The sequence below is a fragment of the Ercella succinigenes genome, from assembly GCF_900002895.1.
The window spans coordinates 16,191-33,170 of record NZ_CDHP01000071.1 but is presented as its reverse complement, the minus strand read 5'-3'; the positions used below and the strand labels follow the sequence as shown (position 1 = coordinate 33,170).

General features: G+C 38.3%; 11 protein-coding genes. 9 read left to right on the top strand and 2 right to left on the bottom strand.

All coding sequences use genetic code 11. From position 1 onward, the window contains the following. Entirely contained in the window at positions 1-939 is a 939-nt protein-coding gene (locus tag AC0KSB_RS14460; RefSeq protein ID WP_472310461.1) for a tetratricopeptide repeat protein, read from the top strand. Here the strand turns inward: AC0KSB_RS14460 and argH are convergent. Together argH and AC0KSB_RS14450 are read right to left on the bottom strand one after the other, a co-directional pair. Continuing rightward, positions 936-2,318, bottom strand: coding sequence for an argininosuccinate lyase (argH, locus tag AC0KSB_RS14455; RefSeq protein WP_472310460.1), 1,383 nt, complete (start codon positions 2,316-2,318; stop codon positions 936-938). The two genes, AC0KSB_RS14460 and argH, sit on opposite strands and share 4 nt — an antisense overlap. A gap of 108 nt (positions 2,319-2,426) precedes the next feature. After that, positions 2,427-3,644 (bottom strand): argininosuccinate synthase, encoded by a 1,218-nt coding sequence (locus AC0KSB_RS14450; protein WP_472310459.1) that lies wholly within the window; start codon positions 3,642-3,644, stop codon positions 2,427-2,429. 307 nt (positions 3,645-3,951) lie between these two features. On the opposite strand from AC0KSB_RS14450, the gene AC0KSB_RS14445 reads away from it, so the two are divergent. The 8 genes from AC0KSB_RS14445 to AC0KSB_RS14410 all read left to right on the top strand — a co-directional run bounded on the left by AC0KSB_RS14445 (position 3,952) and on the right by AC0KSB_RS14410 (position 16,930). Continuing rightward, the gene (locus AC0KSB_RS14445) at positions 3,952-4,809 is read left to right on the top strand and encodes an aminotransferase class IV (RefSeq protein ID WP_472310458.1); all 858 of its coding nucleotides are present in this window, start codon (positions 3,952-3,954) and stop codon (positions 4,807-4,809) included. Between the two features lie 135 nt (positions 4,810-4,944). After that, a complete protein-coding gene (gene htpG / locus AC0KSB_RS14440) occupies positions 4,945-6,867 on the top strand; it encodes a molecular chaperone HtpG (protein ID WP_472310457.1) in 1,923 nt (640 codons plus the stop codon). Between the two features lie 137 nt (positions 6,868-7,004). After that, complete coding sequence (locus tag AC0KSB_RS14435; RefSeq protein WP_472310456.1) at positions 7,005-10,817, top strand: phosphoribosylformylglycinamidine synthase; 3,813 nt, start codon at positions 7,005-7,007, stop codon at positions 10,815-10,817. 26 nt (positions 10,818-10,843) lie between these two features. After that, a complete protein-coding gene (locus tag AC0KSB_RS14430; RefSeq protein WP_472310455.1) occupies positions 10,844-12,115 on the top strand; it encodes a hypothetical protein in 1,272 nt (423 codons plus the stop codon). Positions 12,116-12,290: 175 nt separating this feature from the next. Then, positions 12,291-13,832 carry a GGDEF domain-containing protein gene (locus AC0KSB_RS14425; protein ID WP_472310454.1) on the top strand — a complete coding sequence of 514 codons (1,542 nt, stop codon included), beginning with the start codon at positions 12,291-12,293 and terminating at the stop codon, positions 13,830-13,832. 130 nt (positions 13,833-13,962) lie between these two features. Continuing rightward, positions 13,963-15,321, top strand: coding sequence for a G5 domain-containing protein (locus AC0KSB_RS14420; protein WP_472310453.1), 1,359 nt, complete (start codon positions 13,963-13,965; stop codon positions 15,319-15,321). A gap of 18 nt (positions 15,322-15,339) precedes the next feature. Beyond that, positions 15,340-16,197, top strand: coding sequence for a 16S rRNA (adenine(1518)-N(6)/adenine(1519)-N(6))-dimethyltransferase RsmA (gene rsmA / locus AC0KSB_RS14415; RefSeq protein ID WP_472310452.1), 858 nt, complete (start codon positions 15,340-15,342; stop codon positions 16,195-16,197). A gap of 85 nt (positions 16,198-16,282) precedes the next feature. Next, positions 16,283-16,930 carry a cell division protein ZapA gene (locus AC0KSB_RS14410; protein ID WP_472310451.1) on the top strand — a complete coding sequence of 216 codons (648 nt, stop codon included), beginning with the start codon at positions 16,283-16,285 and terminating at the stop codon, positions 16,928-16,930. The last annotated feature ends 50 nt before the right edge of the window (positions 16,931-16,980 follow it).

The window sequence follows — 16,980 nt, the reverse complement described above, 5'->3', positions numbered from 1 at the left end:
TTGATAAGGGCTGATTATGAAAAACTGGAAAAATTTTGCCTTGACTGGGTAGATCTATGTTCAGAATGGAACCTTTCTGAATATGGCTGTGATTATGTAGAAGAAATTTTGTTAAGACTGGAAATTGCAGATCATAGTGAGCAAGCATTGGAACTGGCAGACAGAATTCTTAAAGAAAAGGCAAAACTTCTGGAGGTTTCAGATAATAAATTGCGATTACTAAAAAGGAAAGGCAAGTCTTTGTCTTTTTTGGGGCGCGATTTTGAGGCTCTCGCTCATTTTCAGACTTTAAGATCAGCTTATCCGTCTGATCCGGAAATATATTATGAAATAGCTGAAATATGTTTTTCTGCCGGATATCTTGATGATTGTGAAAGGGCATGTAGCAGATGTCTTCAGCTTGATCCTTTAAATTCCGGTATTTATGTCATTAAGGGTCTGCTTTCTCTTAGACAGGATCAAGAGGATACAGCAATGGAATTTTTAATGAAAGCCGTTGAAATCGAACCGGATAACCCTCTTGCATTGAATGAATTATCATATTTAAAACATCTTAAAGGCGAAGATGATATTGCTTATGATCTTGTAAACAGAGCTATTGCTGAATCTCCCGATTACGCAGATGCAATCTGTACAAAAGGAACAATTCTTTTTTATCGTGGTGAATTTGAAAAAGCAATTGCCTGTTTTGAGAAATCTCTGAGAATTATGCCGGATAATGCAATTGCTCTGGCCGGCAAAGGCAATTCGCTTGTTCAGCTTTGCGAGTATGAACAGGCATCGTATTATCTGGATCAAGCTTTGAAACTTGATCCGATGAATGTTGATGCCTGTCATGGTAAAGTTCTTCTTTATACTTTTATGGGACTGGAAAGCGAAGCCAGTGAATGGCAGAAAATAACCTGGCAGATTGAAAATGAACTTGGTTATGAAGGTTAATACCTGGCGGCAGCCTGATTAATTGCTTCTGCAACCGTTTCCGGTGAGGGTGCTCCGGGGATTTTTCTTTGACCTACACAAGTTTCCAGACTTATAGCCTCAAAAATATCTTGCTCTATCAATGGTGAAAAGGTCAGCATTTCATCAAGGCTGATGTCTTCAAGCGCACAATTCTTTTCCACACAATAGCGAACCATTTTCCCTGAAACTTCATGAGCACTGCGGAAGGGTAATCCTTTTTTTACCAGATAATCAGCAAGATCGGTAGCATTGGTAAAACCACCAGCTGCAGCCTGACGGCAGTTTTCTTTTCTTATCTTCATAGTCGCCAGCATTCCTGTAAAAGCCGGCAGGCACATCATAACTGTGTCTACTGCGTCAAAAATAGCTTCTTTATCTTCCTGCATATCTTTGTTATAGGCCAGTGGTAAACCTTTCATTACAGTTAGTAAAGTTAGCAAGGAACCAAAAACACGACCTGTTTTGCCTCTTGTCAACTCTGCAATATCAGGATTTTTTTTCTGCGGCATTATACTGCTGCCTGTACTGTAGGCATCATCAAGATCTATAAAAGCAAATTCCTGACTTGACCATAAAATTATTTCCTCGCTAAGCCGTGACAGATGCATCATGAAAATTGAAAGCGTATTCGCCAGCTCGATAGCATAATCACGGTCGGAAACACCGTCAAGGCTGTTAATAGTAATATGATCAAAATTCAGCTGCTCACAAACATATTGTCTATCAAGATCATAAGTTGTTCCTGCCAGTGCTCCTGATCCAAGAGGCATGACATTCATTCTTTTATTACAATCATCTAATCTGCTGATGTCTCTGGAAATCATTTCAACATATGCCATCATATGATGAGCCATTGTAATTGGCTGGGCTCTTTGCAAATGTGTGTACCCAGGCATGATTGTTTCCAGATTATCACGGCATATATCAATCATAGTGTTATACAGAGCAAGCATTTCTTTTCTGATATCTGCAATTGTATCACGCAGATAAAGGCGTAAATCCAATGCAACCTGATCATTGCGGCTGCGGCCTGTATGCAGTCTTTTGCCGGCATCACCAATTCTGGTAGTTAATTCCGCTTCTATAAACATATGTATATCTTCAGCTTGTGGATCCAGCTGTAAAATATTGTTTTCTATATCGCTAAGAATACTGTCCAGACCGTTTAAGATTTTTTGGCAATCATCATTACTTATGATATTTTGTTTGGCAAGCATTCTAGCATGTGCTTTACTGCCGGTAATATCCTGACGATACATACGAAAGTCAAATGATATTGAAGAATTATATGCATTTACAGCCGCATCTGTTTCCTTACTGAAACGTCCAGCCCAGAGTTTGGTTTTCTTTTGATCCATGGGGAATCTGCCTCCCTGAAATTAAATATGTTTTCTGATATCTGAATAATTGAACTACAGCCGGAACATCAGTCCCGGCTGCAGAAATAAGTTATTTCTGAAACTTAATTAGTCGATTAGATTATTACGCTTTTTCATCTGTGCTACGACTTTCATCGGCAAACCAAAGCAATTTATGAAACCGCCTGCATCTGCTTGATCATAAACATCATCTTCACCGAAGGTAGATAACTCTTCCTCATAAAGAGAAAATGGTGATGTTGTCCCGGCAGGAAGAACATTGCCTTTGTAGAGTTTTAATTTCACATTACCTGTTATTGTTTTTTGAGTTTCATTTACAAAGGCATCCAGAGCTTCCCGCAAAGGATGGAACCATTGTCCAAAATAAACCAGCTCGGCGTATCTTTGAGAAACAAGATCTTTGTAATGCATTGTATCTCTGTCCATACAGAGTAGTTCCAGCTCACGATGAGCCGCATACATTAGTGTGCCTCCAGGTGTTTCATAAACACCTCTGGATTTCATGCCAACAAGACGGTTTTCTACCATGTCAGCTATACCAACACCATTTCTTCCTGCTATCTCATTAAGTTTTTTCAGCATATCCACCGGACTATATTCTTTGCCATTTACTTTTACGGGTATTCCCGCTTCAAACTCAAGTTCAACGTATTCAGGTTTATCTGGAGCTTTTTCAGGAGAAACCATCATTTCCAGAATTTTATCGTATTGCGGCTCATTTGCCGGATCTTCCAGATCCATTCCCTCATGACTGAGATGCCAAAGGTTTTTGTCCATTGAATAATTATTCTCTTTTGTTACCGGCACCGGTATATTTCTTGCATTAGCATATTCCAGCTCTTCGTCACGTGACTTGATTTCCCAGGTTCTCCAAGGCGCAATTATTTTAAGTTCAGGTGCAAGAGCCTTTACTGTCAACTCAAATCTGACCTGATCATTTCCTTTACCTGTGCAACCATGTGCAATAGCCGTACAACCTTCTCTTTTTGCTATCTCAACCATTCTTTTAGCGATAATAGGGCGGGCAAAAGATGTTCCCAGCAGATATTTACCCTCATATATAGCTCCAGCCTTAAGCGTTGGATAAATATAATCAGTAATGAATTCCTCTGAAATATCTTCAATAAAGCACTTAGTGGCTCCGCATTTAATTGCTTTGTCCTCCAGAGCTTTATGATCAATATCAATTCCTACTTCTCCAGCCATAGCTATTACTTCACAATCATAATTCTCAAGCAGCCATGGTATGATAATCGATGTATCCAGTCCTCCTGAATAAGCCAAAAGTATTTTTTCCTTTGCCATTTCTCTTGCCTCCTGATTATTTTACAAAATAAATGCATAAAAAATATTAATTTCGAATAATTATACGACAATACGATGCTTAATACTATTATGCGTTTTCGTCAAAATCCTGACAAAAGTATACAACTCCTATGTTTACAATGTCAAAGATATAATCTCATATTTTGATGCCGGTTTTATTACTGTAAAATATAAATCTGATACTGTGGATGTTAAGAGGGATATAAAAGGGTAATACTTATGCGGTCATGCTATAATCACATGTTATAATTAGTCAAATATATCTTGTTTTGTGAGGAGAATAATAATGTCTTATCCTGTAATTGATGCTGTAACCGGTTGTTCTGTGATGGTAGACGGAACATTATACGATTTACAATCAGAAACTGTTATGGGTCTGCGTCAGCCCGGAAACAGCATAATGTATTATGAGGTTATCCGTATAATCGATCATACACCTTTATTTTGGGAAGATCATTTAGACAGATTAAAAAAATCTGTTAATAATAAATTTAATTTTCCAGTGTGTTTGTATGAGGAATGTAAAAAACTGATTGCCGACCATATCAGACTTAAATTTGATCTTGACCAGATTAATCTTAGAATTATACTTACACCTGAAAAGAGGGTAATACATCTTATCCCTTCTTATTATCCTTCACCGGAGCTTTTTGCCCGAGGTGTACCTGTATTGATTATTGATTGGGAAAGAGAAAATCCCAATGTGAAAATGATAAAATCTGATTATAAACAAGCTGTTGCCAGAGGGTTTGCCCGTGAAAATATTTTTGGTAGTCCTTTTGAGCTGATACTAGCTGATAATAAAGGGTATTTTACCGAGGGATCAAGATCCAATCTCTTTTTTATTCGTCAGAATCAGGTATTATCCGCCCCGGATAATAAAATTTTGCTAGGTATTACTCGTAAATATGTTATGCAGGCTATAAAGCAAGCCGGAGCTGATTTTGTAATCCAGATGATAAATAAAGAGGAGTTGTCACGAGACGACAGTATAGATGCGGCATTTCTATCGGGATCACCTATAGATCTTCTGGCAATATCCTCTATAGAAGATAAATCGCTTAAGTCGGCTGAAAATGAATTATTCAATCGTATTAACCGCGAGTATCAGAAGATTGTACAAAACTATGTAAATACTCATTAATCACTATCCGATAATCGATTGCTCACGGAAGATAAATGGGTTAGAATTATCAGGCAAATGCTGATATAATGTTGTGGCTAAATGCCGTTTTTTATAACGGTTAATAATATTTATATATATCAAGGAGGAATTGTGATGCATCAGGAAAAAGGACGTGTTTCAGTCAGTACAGAAAATATTTTCCCAATTATTCGTAAATGGCTTTATTCAGATCGGGATATATTTTTACGTGAACTGGTTTCCAATGCGGCGGATGCTATTTCGAAGCTAAGGAGATTGGGTGATCTGGGTGAGGCTAAGCTGCCGGAAGACGAGGTGTATCGAATAGATGTCAGTTATGACAGCGAGGCCGGTCAACTTATTATTATGGACAACGGAATAGGTATGACTGATGAGGAAATAAAAAAATATATTAATCAGATCGCTTTTTCCGGAGTAATGGATTTTGTTGAAAAATACAAAGACAAGGCAACAGAGGATGCGGGTATCATAGGTCATTTCGGGCTTGGATTCTATTCAGCTTTTATGGTATCCGATCTTGTAAGGATTGATACTTTGTCATGGCAGCCGGGAGCCGAGGCTGCTAGCTGGCAAAGTGAGGATGGAATGGAATACGAAATGGGATCATCTGACTATGATCAACGTGGTTCCAGAATAACATTGACTTTGTCGGAAGAGGGAAAATCATTCCTCAATGCAGCTAAATTACGTGAAATTCTAGATAAGTATTGTAATTTTATGCCTTATCCTATTTATTTCCACGATCTTGAAGCAGACCGTAAAGCTGCGCAGGAAGCTGAGCAGAAAGCTCAGGAGGCAAAGGAAAAAGGCGAAGAGGAGTCTGAAGATAAACCAGAAGCAGAAGCTGTAAAAGAAGTACCTGTTAATAGCGTATATCCTCTTTGGCTGAAAAATCCTAATGATTGCACAGATGAGGAATATAAAGACTTTTTTAGAACAACATTCAAAGATTTTAAAGAACCTTTATTCTGGATACATCTGAATATGGATTACCCATTTAAACTTAGAGGTATTCTTTATTTCCCGCAGTCAGATAATGTATATGAATCACTTGAAGGCAGAATAAAAATCTACTATAACCAGGTTTTTGTTGCCGATAACATTAAGGAAATAATTCCTGAATTTTTATTCCTGCTCAAAGGCTGCATAGATTGTCCTGATCTGCCACTTAATGTTTCGCGTAGCTTTTTGCAAAATGATGATTATGTCAGCAAATTATCAGCGCATATTATCCGTAAAGTAGCAGATAAACTGAATAAATTATTCAAGGATCAGCGTGAAGATTATAATAATTATTGGCAGGATATGGGCGTATTTGTAAAATACGGTATGCTGCGTGACGATAAATTCCACGATAAGGTTAAAGACATTGCTGTTTTCAAAACTGTTGACGGTGAACATAAGGTTTTAGCTGATCTTGGAGATACAATTTATTATACTCAGGATCCGGATCAGCAGGTTGCCTATATACAAATGGCAAAAGCCCGTGGACTTGATGTTGTGGTTATGGATCATGAGCTTGACAATCATTTTATGTCAATGGTTGAATACAAAAACCAGGGCAAGAAATTTAAACGTGTTGATGCTGAGCTAGGTGGCGAGGAAGGCGATAACGACAAGGTAGAAGCTTTTGAAAAATTGTTCAGGGAAGCCACCAAACAGGAAAAACTGGAAATAAAAATTCAGTCTCTCGGTGAACAGGCTTTGCCTGCGATGATTCTTGAATCAGAAGAATCTCGTAGAATGCAGGAAATGAGAAAGCAATTTGAAAAAATGCAGGGTAAAGGTGATCAATCAATGGATATTGAGAGTATGTTCCCCTTGCAGCAGACTCTTGTTGTCAATCAGGATCAACCTCTTGCTGCCAGACTTCAGGCTCTGGCTGAATTACCTGATCAGAAAGAAAAAGCTCAGGAAATGGCAAAGCATATTTATGATCTTGCCAGGTTGGGGCATGGATCCCTTTCGGCTGATGATATGGCATCATTCCTGAAACGCAGTGCTAAATTCCTGCAAACAATGGTTGATGACAACTGATTTGTTAATGTTGTGCAGAAGAATTTTGTTTCGATTTATGATACAAAGTTCTTCTGCAGCTAAAATTTATAGAAGCGCTAATAATGGATAAAGCTGGAAGAGCTTTAGCGCAATAAAGTTAAGGATGGCAAAACAGGATGAAAAAGAATAGTGAAGTCAGAAGAGTATATGCTGTCAAAAGATCAGGCTTTGATGTTGAAGCAACAGGACTTATAGCTGATCTAAAAGAAAATCTGGGGGTAGCCGGACTGGAGTCCGTACGGATTTTCAACAGATATGATGTGTCTGGAATTGATGCTGCTGCATTTGATCTGGCTGTAAATCAGGTTTTTTCCGAACCGCCTGTAGATGATGTTTTTACTGATAATGTAGATCTGAGCGATGCTTTTGCCGTGCTGGCTGTTGAAGCTTTGCCAGGACAGTACGATCAAAGAGCAGACTCTGCTGCACAGTGTATTCAGATACTGACTCAAGGAGAAAGACCTTTATGCCGGGCAGCAAGAGTGTATGCTTTTTATGGCAGCCTGACTGAATCTGAATTTGATCAGATTAAACACTGGCTGATCAATCCTGTTGAAGCACGTGAAGCTTCCATGGATATTCCGGAGTCTCTAGAAGATAAACTGGAAGCTCCTGCAATGATTGAAACTGTTTCAGGGGTAACCGCTTTTGACGATCTGCAGCTGGAAAATTTGAGACAGGAAGCAGGCCTTGCCATGTCTCTGGCCGATCTTCAATTTATCCGTAGTTATTTTGCCTCCGAAAAACGTGATCCTACCTGGACAGAATTAAGAGTTCTTGATACATATTGGTCTGATCATTGCCGACATACTACTTTTTTAACCAGGATTGAACAGATTGACTTTGATAAAGATGATGAAATGAGCAGTCATATGCAAAGTGTTCTGGACGATTATCATAAACGCAGAGCCGATATATATGGTGCAAGACTGGAAAGTAAGCCTGTATGCCTGATGGATCTGGCTACAATTGCTATGAAGGATCTGCGCAAGAAAGGTTTGCTTGCTGATCTTGACCAGTCTGAAGAAATAAATGCCTGTAGTATAAAAGTTAATATCAAAGTAGATGGGCAGAATCAGGAATATCTGGTTATGTTTAAGAATGAGACACATAATCATCCTACCGAAATTGAACCTTTTGGTGGTGCTGCCACTTGTCTTGGTGGTGCTATAAGAGATCCACTTTCAGGACGTTCTTATGTATATCAAGCTATGCGGGTTACTGGCAGTGGTGATCCTACTGTTGCTGTTTCACAGACTATTCCTGGTAAACTTCCACAGCGCAAATTAACCAGAACGGCAGCAAATGGATATAGTTCCTATGGCAATCAGATTGGTCTTGCAACCGGACAGGTTGAAGAGATTTATCATCCTGGTTATGTTGCAAAACGTATGGAAATAGGTGCAGTAATAGCTGCAGCTCCGGCAGATCAGGTTAGAAGAGAGGTTCCCGCTGCCAATGACAAAATAATTTTGCTCGGAGGAAGAACCGGACGTGACGGTTGTGGTGGAGCTACCGGATCTTCCAAAGCACATACCGAGGAATCCTTAATGACCTGTGGTTCGGAAGTTCAAAAGGGAAATCCGCCAACTGAAAGAAAAATACAAAGACTATTTCGCAATCCTGAAGTTGCCAAAATGATTAAACGCTGTAATGATTTCGGTGCAGGTGGTGTTTCTGTAGCTATAGGTGAACTGGCTGCAGGCTTGCAGATAGATCTGGATAAAGTGCCTAGAAAATATGAGGGGCTTGATGGAACCGAGCTTGCTATTTCGGAATCACAGGAAAGGATGGCTGTAGTTATAGCACCTGAAGATACGGAAGCTTTTATAAATGCAGCCGATAAAGAAAATCTGGAAGCTGTGATCGTGGCAGAAGTAACAGCTGAGCCAAGAATGATTATGAAGTGGCGAGGACATAATATTGTAGATCTGTCCAGAGAATTTATTGACAGTAACGGTGCACCTCAGTCAACATCAATTAAGGTACAGTCGCCAGATATGGAGAATAACTACTTTTTTGACGCTGGTCTGACAGATAAAACAGCAGATAGTTTTTCTTCAATTATGACCGAGCGTCTTGGTAGTCTGGAGCACTGTTCTCGCAAAGGTTTGGTAGAAAGATTTGATAGCACAATTGGAGCCGGTACGCTTCTGATGCCTTTTGGCGGCAGGTATCAGCTGACAGCAGAGGAAGGCATGGCTGCACTAATTCCTGTTATGGAAGGGAATACTGATGATTGCAGTTTTATGACCTTCGGGTTTGATCCTGAACTCTCAAGCTGGAGTCCTTATCATGGTGCATATTATGCAGTTTTGCATTCATTATCTAAGCTTGCTGCCATGGGTGCTGACCCAACTTCAGCCAGACTTACTTTCCAGGAATATTTTGAAAGACTTACAGATGAGACAAAATGGGGTAAACCACTTTCTGCTTTGCTTGGTGCATATCAGGCGCAGCTTGATTTTGCAGTGCCTGCTATAGGTGGCAAGGACAGTATGTCGGGAAGCTTCAACGATATGCATGTACCACCTACTCTTGTTTCTTTTGCAGTTGCAACCGGACATGCAGATCAGGTATGTTCATCAGTTTATAAAGAATCAGGATTATCAGTGTGGCTGCTCGACGTAAAGAAAGATGAGCTGTTATTGCCTGATATCTGCAACTGGCAGGAAAGACTGGCTTTGGTTTATGATATGCAGTCAAGAGGGCTTGTAGAAGCTGCTGCGACTGTAAATTCAGGTGGTGTTGCCATAACTGTTGCCAGACAATGCTTTGGTGAAAAACTGGGCTTTGAATTCGATACAACTTTGACAATAAGAGATATTTTCAGTCCGCGCCCAGGAGCTATTATGCTGGCTGTTTCTGATGTGGAAAGTATAACTTTGCTACGCAAAGCAGGAGCTATATTAATAGGAAGAACAATACAGTCACCGGAAATAATTTTCGGTGGACAGAGATTATCCTTGTCAGATGCTTTACAAAGCTGGACCAAAAAACTGGAAAAAGTATTCCCTACAGTTAGCAAAAACAAGATAGAAATTGATCAAAGAATATCCGGAGAATTTGAAAAAGCTGATAATTCGAGTTTTACCGCCGCAGCTCCTTATACCAAAAAGTCATTAAAGGCAAAGCCGGTTGTATTTATTCCTGTCTTTCCAGGTACAAATTGTGAATACGACACTGCCAGAGCTTTTGTAAAAGCAGGTGCCAAGCCTGACATAATGGTTGTTCGTAATCTAAGTCAACATGCAATATCTGATACGTTGCGGGAGATGGAAAAAAGAATATCTCAAGCCCAGATTGTTATGCTGCCAGGAGGTTTCAGTGGAGGAGATGAACCTGAAGGTTCTGGGAAATTCATTGCTGCTGCTCTGAGAAATCCTGCTGTTGCAGAACAGATACGTAAACTGCTTAAACAAAGAGATGGTTTGATGCTTGGTATATGCAACGGTTTTCAGGCTTTGATAAAGCTGGGACTTCTTCCATACGGAGATATTTGTGATCTGACTTCTGATTTCCCAACCCTTACTTTTAATCATATAGGCAGACATGTCTCATGCTATGTAACTACAAGAATTGTAAATAACAATTCACCATGGTTAAATAGAACAAATATTGGTGATTTGCATCAGATACCTGTATCACATGGTGAGGGCAGATTCAGTGCGAACATTGAAGTGCTTGACAAGTTGATAAAACATGGACAGGTTGCAACACAATATGTTGATTTAGCAGGTATTCCTTCTGTCGATACAGCTTTTAATCCTAATGGATCAGTTTCAGCGATTGAAGGTATTATTAGTCCTGATGGCAGAATTTTAGGTAAAATGGGACATTCGGAAAGATATACAAATAAGCTGGCACAGAATATTCCTGGTAATAAAGACCAGCAAATATTTGAAGCCGGCGTATCCTGGTTTGATTGATAGATCATTATACTCAGGAGGGCAATATGAAAAGAAGAAATGGTTATAGCTTAACAGAAGATAGTTTTAATAAGAATAATCTAAACGGTAAAACAGACAAACGGCGTGAAATTGCAAGATTGCCACGTTGTCTTGCGGTAATAATTCTTGTTTGTTTGCTGGCCGCCGTTTCTTTAGCTACTTATGCCCAGTTCAGACCGGTAGTATTTTCATTGCCGACAATTGCATATAGATTTGACAGAGAAAGCCGAATTAAGTATCAGATTCAAAATAAATCATCGGCAGTAATGGATCAGACTATTCAGGGGATGGATATGATCTATCTAAGTGAATATGCTCAATCTGTGCTGCCGGTTTTTAACTATAACTTACAAGCTGATAGAGAAAGTCTGATAAGAGGATATCATCAGATATTCGCCATTCTTAGAATGAAAGATCAATCAGATCCTAATAGGATTTTATTTGAAAAGTCGGTACCTGTTTCAGATAAAATAGAGATTAGTTTTAATGGCAGACAGCTTAATCTGGAGCAGCCTGCCAGAGTTGATTTTGCTGATTATGCAGTTATTATCAGGGAATTTGAACAGGAATCAGATCTGGCCGCAGATTATGAACTGGAGATAGGTCTGCAAGTAGATTTCGAAATAATCCAGGACGGGAATCTTATATACAATATACAAGAACGTCCTGCTATCATGATGCCGCTTGGTAACAGTACCTTTGCAATCAAAAATCAACAACTTGAAGATCAGGCTGAAACCGTATGGAGATGGCAAAGATGGCAGTTATATTTAACACCGTTGCCTGTATGGATATATCCTGTTGTGATGACTGCTTGCCTCGGAGCATTAATTATCTTTCTGATTGGAACCAAACCCAGAAAAAAACCTAAATTTAACAAGCAGGTCAGACGAATGATGCGTAAAGCAAAAGGCCGTCTTATGATTATTGGTGAAAAAGCCTGGGAACCAGAATGGTGTATTACGGCAAGAAATTTCAAAACCATGATAAAAACGGCACGAAAATTAAAACATCCAATTTTTTGCTATGTGGATCAAGATAGTGAAGTTCCTACAGCATATTTCTATGTATATTATGGAGAAAATAATTATTGCTATACTTTTTCAGGCACTCCCGACAAAAAATGGAATCAAAAAAGGCAAGTAGAATCCGCTTCATACAATAATAAAATATCTCAAGATGAGTTGACTGATGAAAACGAACCCATTGTACAATTGCCTGAAAAACCTGAAATTTTGCAAGAAGAAAATGTTTCTGAAGAAAATAAAGATAATTGACATTTTTAATTGATAAATCTTATTAGTAAGCAGAGTAAACAAAAATATTTCGTTAACATATACAATTATAAATACAACGAAAACGTTTAATATGTTATAGTAGCTATAAATATATTATGCATATAGATTGTTTTGCCTCTAAAAACAGGAATTTCAAGTTGTCATGAGGTTTATAATGTGGTATCAGCTTAAAACCATGAGATTGTATTTTGTTAAAAATTTTTTGTTGTGTTCAGCGATAGGGTTTTTAGCTGTTTTTTTTGTTGTATTTACAATTATGTGGCGTGAAAATGCCATTGAAAGAGATCGTTATTATAGTAATGAGCAAAATAGACTTGAACATGCCAGTTTGTTGTTCAGTCAGCAAGTCCTGCAGTGGCAAAAAGATATGCAAACAACAGCTGCTCTGGTTGAGGAGCATTTAATTGAGATCGGTTTAACGCAAGAAAATATTGACAAAGATAACTTAATCCCGGATTGGCATAAAGAGATAATGACAAAAGCAGGCTACACAGATTTTGAAATTTCTTTAGATGATGAAAAAATGGATTTGTGGCTGGAGAGCATAAAATTCTCTGAAGAAATACTTGATCTACAGGAATCTATGTTGATTGTTTTTTCTCAAGCAGAAATTGACGCACTGAAGACAGATGCTCATTATATTAGACTGATTGGCAGCATTAACTTTAATAACTTTTCTAATAAAGATGCTACTGCCTACTTCAAATATGATATTCCATATTCTGATGAAATAGAGTTTATTAATAGCAACTACAAGACTAATTATGTGGGACATATGTTTCTTGCTGATTCCACATCTAATGTATTAATGAAGTTTGATTATAATTCCAGTTTTATTTATAACGACAAGGTTCCTTATACAGTATGGCAACTAGTTAAAAATCAGCATTCCGGAATTTTTCACGAGAGAACAGCTGTTAGTTCGGCATCAAGGGGAGTATTTCTCTGGACGAAACTCGAAATACCTTTAGAAGATATATATATTGCAATAAATGGTGGTGTTGCCGATTATTTGGTTTTTCTTTCTGAAATATCTATCAAAAATGATTTGTATAATATTTTTACAGATAACTACGTCGCGCTTGTTTTTTCTGCCTTTATTAAATCTCTCTGGCCTTTCTTTGTCGTTGTTGTATCCGCAGTAGGTATTTCGTTGGTTTTTGTTGGACGGAAATATCAGAACATGCGTACAAAATATCTTGCTGAACATGATTTAATGAGTGATGCCTACAACAGGTATGCAGGACTAAACAAATTGCAAAAGATTCTTTCCCAGGAGGTTGGACATAATGAAATTGTTTCAATCTGTTTTATTGATATAAACGGGTTGAAAGAGGTAAATGATCAAATTGGACATGATGCGGGGGATGAGCTGATAATAACCGTATCGGAAATTATCAGGAAAGAAATCAGGCAAAAAGATTTTTTAATAAGAATGGGCGGGGATGAATTCCTGCTGGTTTTACCTGAAGTTCCGGCTGAACAAGCAGAAATAGTCTGGTTGAGAATAAAAAATTCTTTTAAGGAGATAAATACTACTCAAAATAGAGCTTATAATATTTCGGCAAGTCATGGAATCACTACTATAAAACCAGAAGACAAAAATAGTCTTGAGGAATTTATCAGTAAAGCAGATTGTATTATGTACACCGAAAAGAGAAGAATTAAATCAAAAATGAGGACTTTGAAAGATTAAAAACAAGATTTTTTACCTCTAAAAAAATATTTGCTGAGCACTTTTAATTGGATTTTAAGCCTGGATTTTTTTGCTATTTGCTCAAAAAAAAGCAAAATGTGACGAAAAATAGGGTAAAAAGATTGAAAAAATGACCTTTTATTTGACACATCTGAGAACGCCAACTATAATTGCTCTCATGAAAAAGATAAATAAACCAAAAATCAAAGCTGTAGCTGCACGGCTTGAGTACGCTCGTAAGAGTATCGTAAGTAGGCGCGAGGTTAAGATTGCACGGACGATCTTTAGATCATTTATTTTGACAATACTAGTCAGTCTTGCCATCGTAGCAGGAGTTATAGCAAATCAACAGTCAGCCATGCTAGCGGATGAGACCAGATATCCGGCTGAACTTAAAGTCACAGTTGATGACGAAATTCACACACTTTTGACATACAAAAACACAGTTATAGAGGCTATAGACGAAGCGGGAATAAAGGTTGGTGAAAACGATCTGCTTAGTCTGCCGGATGATCAGCTTTTGCTGCCCGGTCAGAAATATGATCTGTCTATAAGTAAAATGTCAAATGTGAAATTGTCCTGGAGTGGATACGCCATCAATACAGCAACAGATGAAATGTCTATGAGTGATCTGATGTCTCGTTCCGGTTTTGCTGAACTGGAAGAGGAAACAGGCAATATCACCGAAGAATCGGGCGAAGATGAAGAGTCGCTTGACGGCGCAACAATCACATTTATTAGTGTTGAAAAAAGTGAATACAGAGAATATGAAACCATTCCATTTACTACCGTAGAGGTAGATGATCCTACAATTTACGAGGGGGAAAGTAAAATTGCAACGGAGGGTCGGGATGGTCAAAGAGCAACTATATACGAGGATACATATGAGGATGGAATTTTTGTCAGCCGGGTTTATGTTGGTACGGAAATAGTTGAAAATCCTGTACAGCAGGTTATCGCTAATGGAACAAAAATAAGACCGACAATTGCGCCTATAAGCAGCAGGGCTAATTCGACGGTAGTTAATAGTTTTAATTCGATTAAAGGACTTTTAAACAATAATGGACAGCAGACTTATGGCAGCTATTCCGATAATGGTAATGGTACAATAACTGTTGATGGTCATACTTTTTCTTATCAGCAGAAGGATACGCGTACTGTCACCATGTATGATGGTTTAGAGGTTTGTCTGCAGTGGGGATGCCATTCTCCGGCTATAAATCACAATACCTATAGTGGTGTTCCTGCCCAAAGAGGAATCGTAGCAACCTTTGGTTATCGTGAAAATGGCAGATATACTGGTTCTAATCTGCCTATGGGAACTATTCTCTTTGTAGAAGGATATGGTCTTGCAGTTGTGGGAGATATTCACAGTGTATCGTCAAACCCGAACTTGCTTGATTTAAGTTATGACCCGGGAGAGATACGTAATGGTACAGCCAGGGTAGGTAAGGAAAGCAGATCGGTGTATATAATTTCTACACCTTGATCAATGCATGAGAAATAAATGAATTATCATGAAACGCGTCAGTTAATGCTTGAATATGATATTCGTCCAACCCGGTCACTCGGTCAGAATTTTCTGATTGATGATCGGGTTGTTCGGCGTATTTGTGATAGCGGTAATTTTGATCAAACAGATATGGTAATAGAAATAGGCCCAGGTATGGGATCACTAACCAGAGCACTTTCAGAATGTGCCGGATATGTAACTGCTATAGAAATTGACAGGCATATGCTGCCTGTGCTTGAACATGTATTACAAGATTCGGCAAATAGCAGAATAGTTCATCAGGATGCATTAAAGTCGGATTTGGCTGGTTTTTGTTCTGCCTGGCAGGGGAAAATTAAGGTTGCAGCCAATCTACCGTATTATATTACAGCTCAATTAGTTGAAAAACTTCTGATAGAATTACCACAGGCACAAAATATGCTCTTGATGATGCAAAAGGAAGCTTCTGCCAGATTGACAGCGTTACCTGGTTCTAAGCTTTATGGTCCTTTAGCTGTTCTTGTAAATAGCTACGGATCCATAAAGAAATTAGTAAATGTTCATGCTTCATCCTATTTCCCTAAACCGAAGGTAGATTCTGTTATAATGATTCTGGAAAAAGATAATGATCAGATAATACTCAAACCAGAAGATATGCCGGGATTTGCCAGATTTTTACATGTTTGTTTTAGCCAAAGACGAAAAGTTCTTTCTGGTATACTTAAAAAAAGCGATTATTCAGAACTTGTTAATTCAGGGTTTTTGTCGGAATTATTAATAAGAAATAATCTTTCATCCGATATAAGAGCCGAATCTTTAAAACCACAATTATTTATAGATTTATATAAAAAAATAACAAATACTGATACTTGAGCATTTTATGATAGAGGTTGCTCTGTGGAGTTCATTATCATATACTTTATCATGATGATTAGTATTCAACAAAGGAGTGTTTGCTGTGGCTGAGGATATAAGCAAGATAACGGTTAAAATAGGTGGAATGAATTATCAGTTGCTCGCTGCCGAAAATGAAGAATATATGCGGCAGATCGCTTCTCATGCTGATGAAATGATTAGACGTGTAATGCAGAACAACCCTCAGCTTAATCTGAATATGTCAACTGTATTGGCGCTGGTAAATGCTGTAGATGAACAACATAGGGCATACAAAAAGCAAAACCAGGCACAAAAACAAATGGAAGCAGCTGAACGTCAGAGTGCAGATATAAAGGCAGAATTGATGAGGTGCAGAGAACAGACCTGGGAAATAAAAAAAGAACTTTTGCATTATCAGACATTATGCCATGAATATGAAGAATTGCTTGATGAGAAAACTTCTGAGGCGGAGCTGATTATGGAAGAAGGACAAACCCCAGATACAGAGTTGGCCTTAGAAGAGGAACAATTTCCAGATACAGAACTGACAACAGAAGGTAGACAAACCCCAGATACAGGGATGTTCTCAGCTGCAGAACAGAAAGCAGATATGGAACAATCTGATCAGCCTATAGATATTTACACAAAAGAAGAAATGATTGAAGAGGAAATCCCTCAGCTGCATCATTTTCAGCAGACAAAACTGGATGATTACATCGATCAAGGATGATTTTGCCTGCATCAATCGGGTGGTGATTTTATAATTAATAAAAATATTCC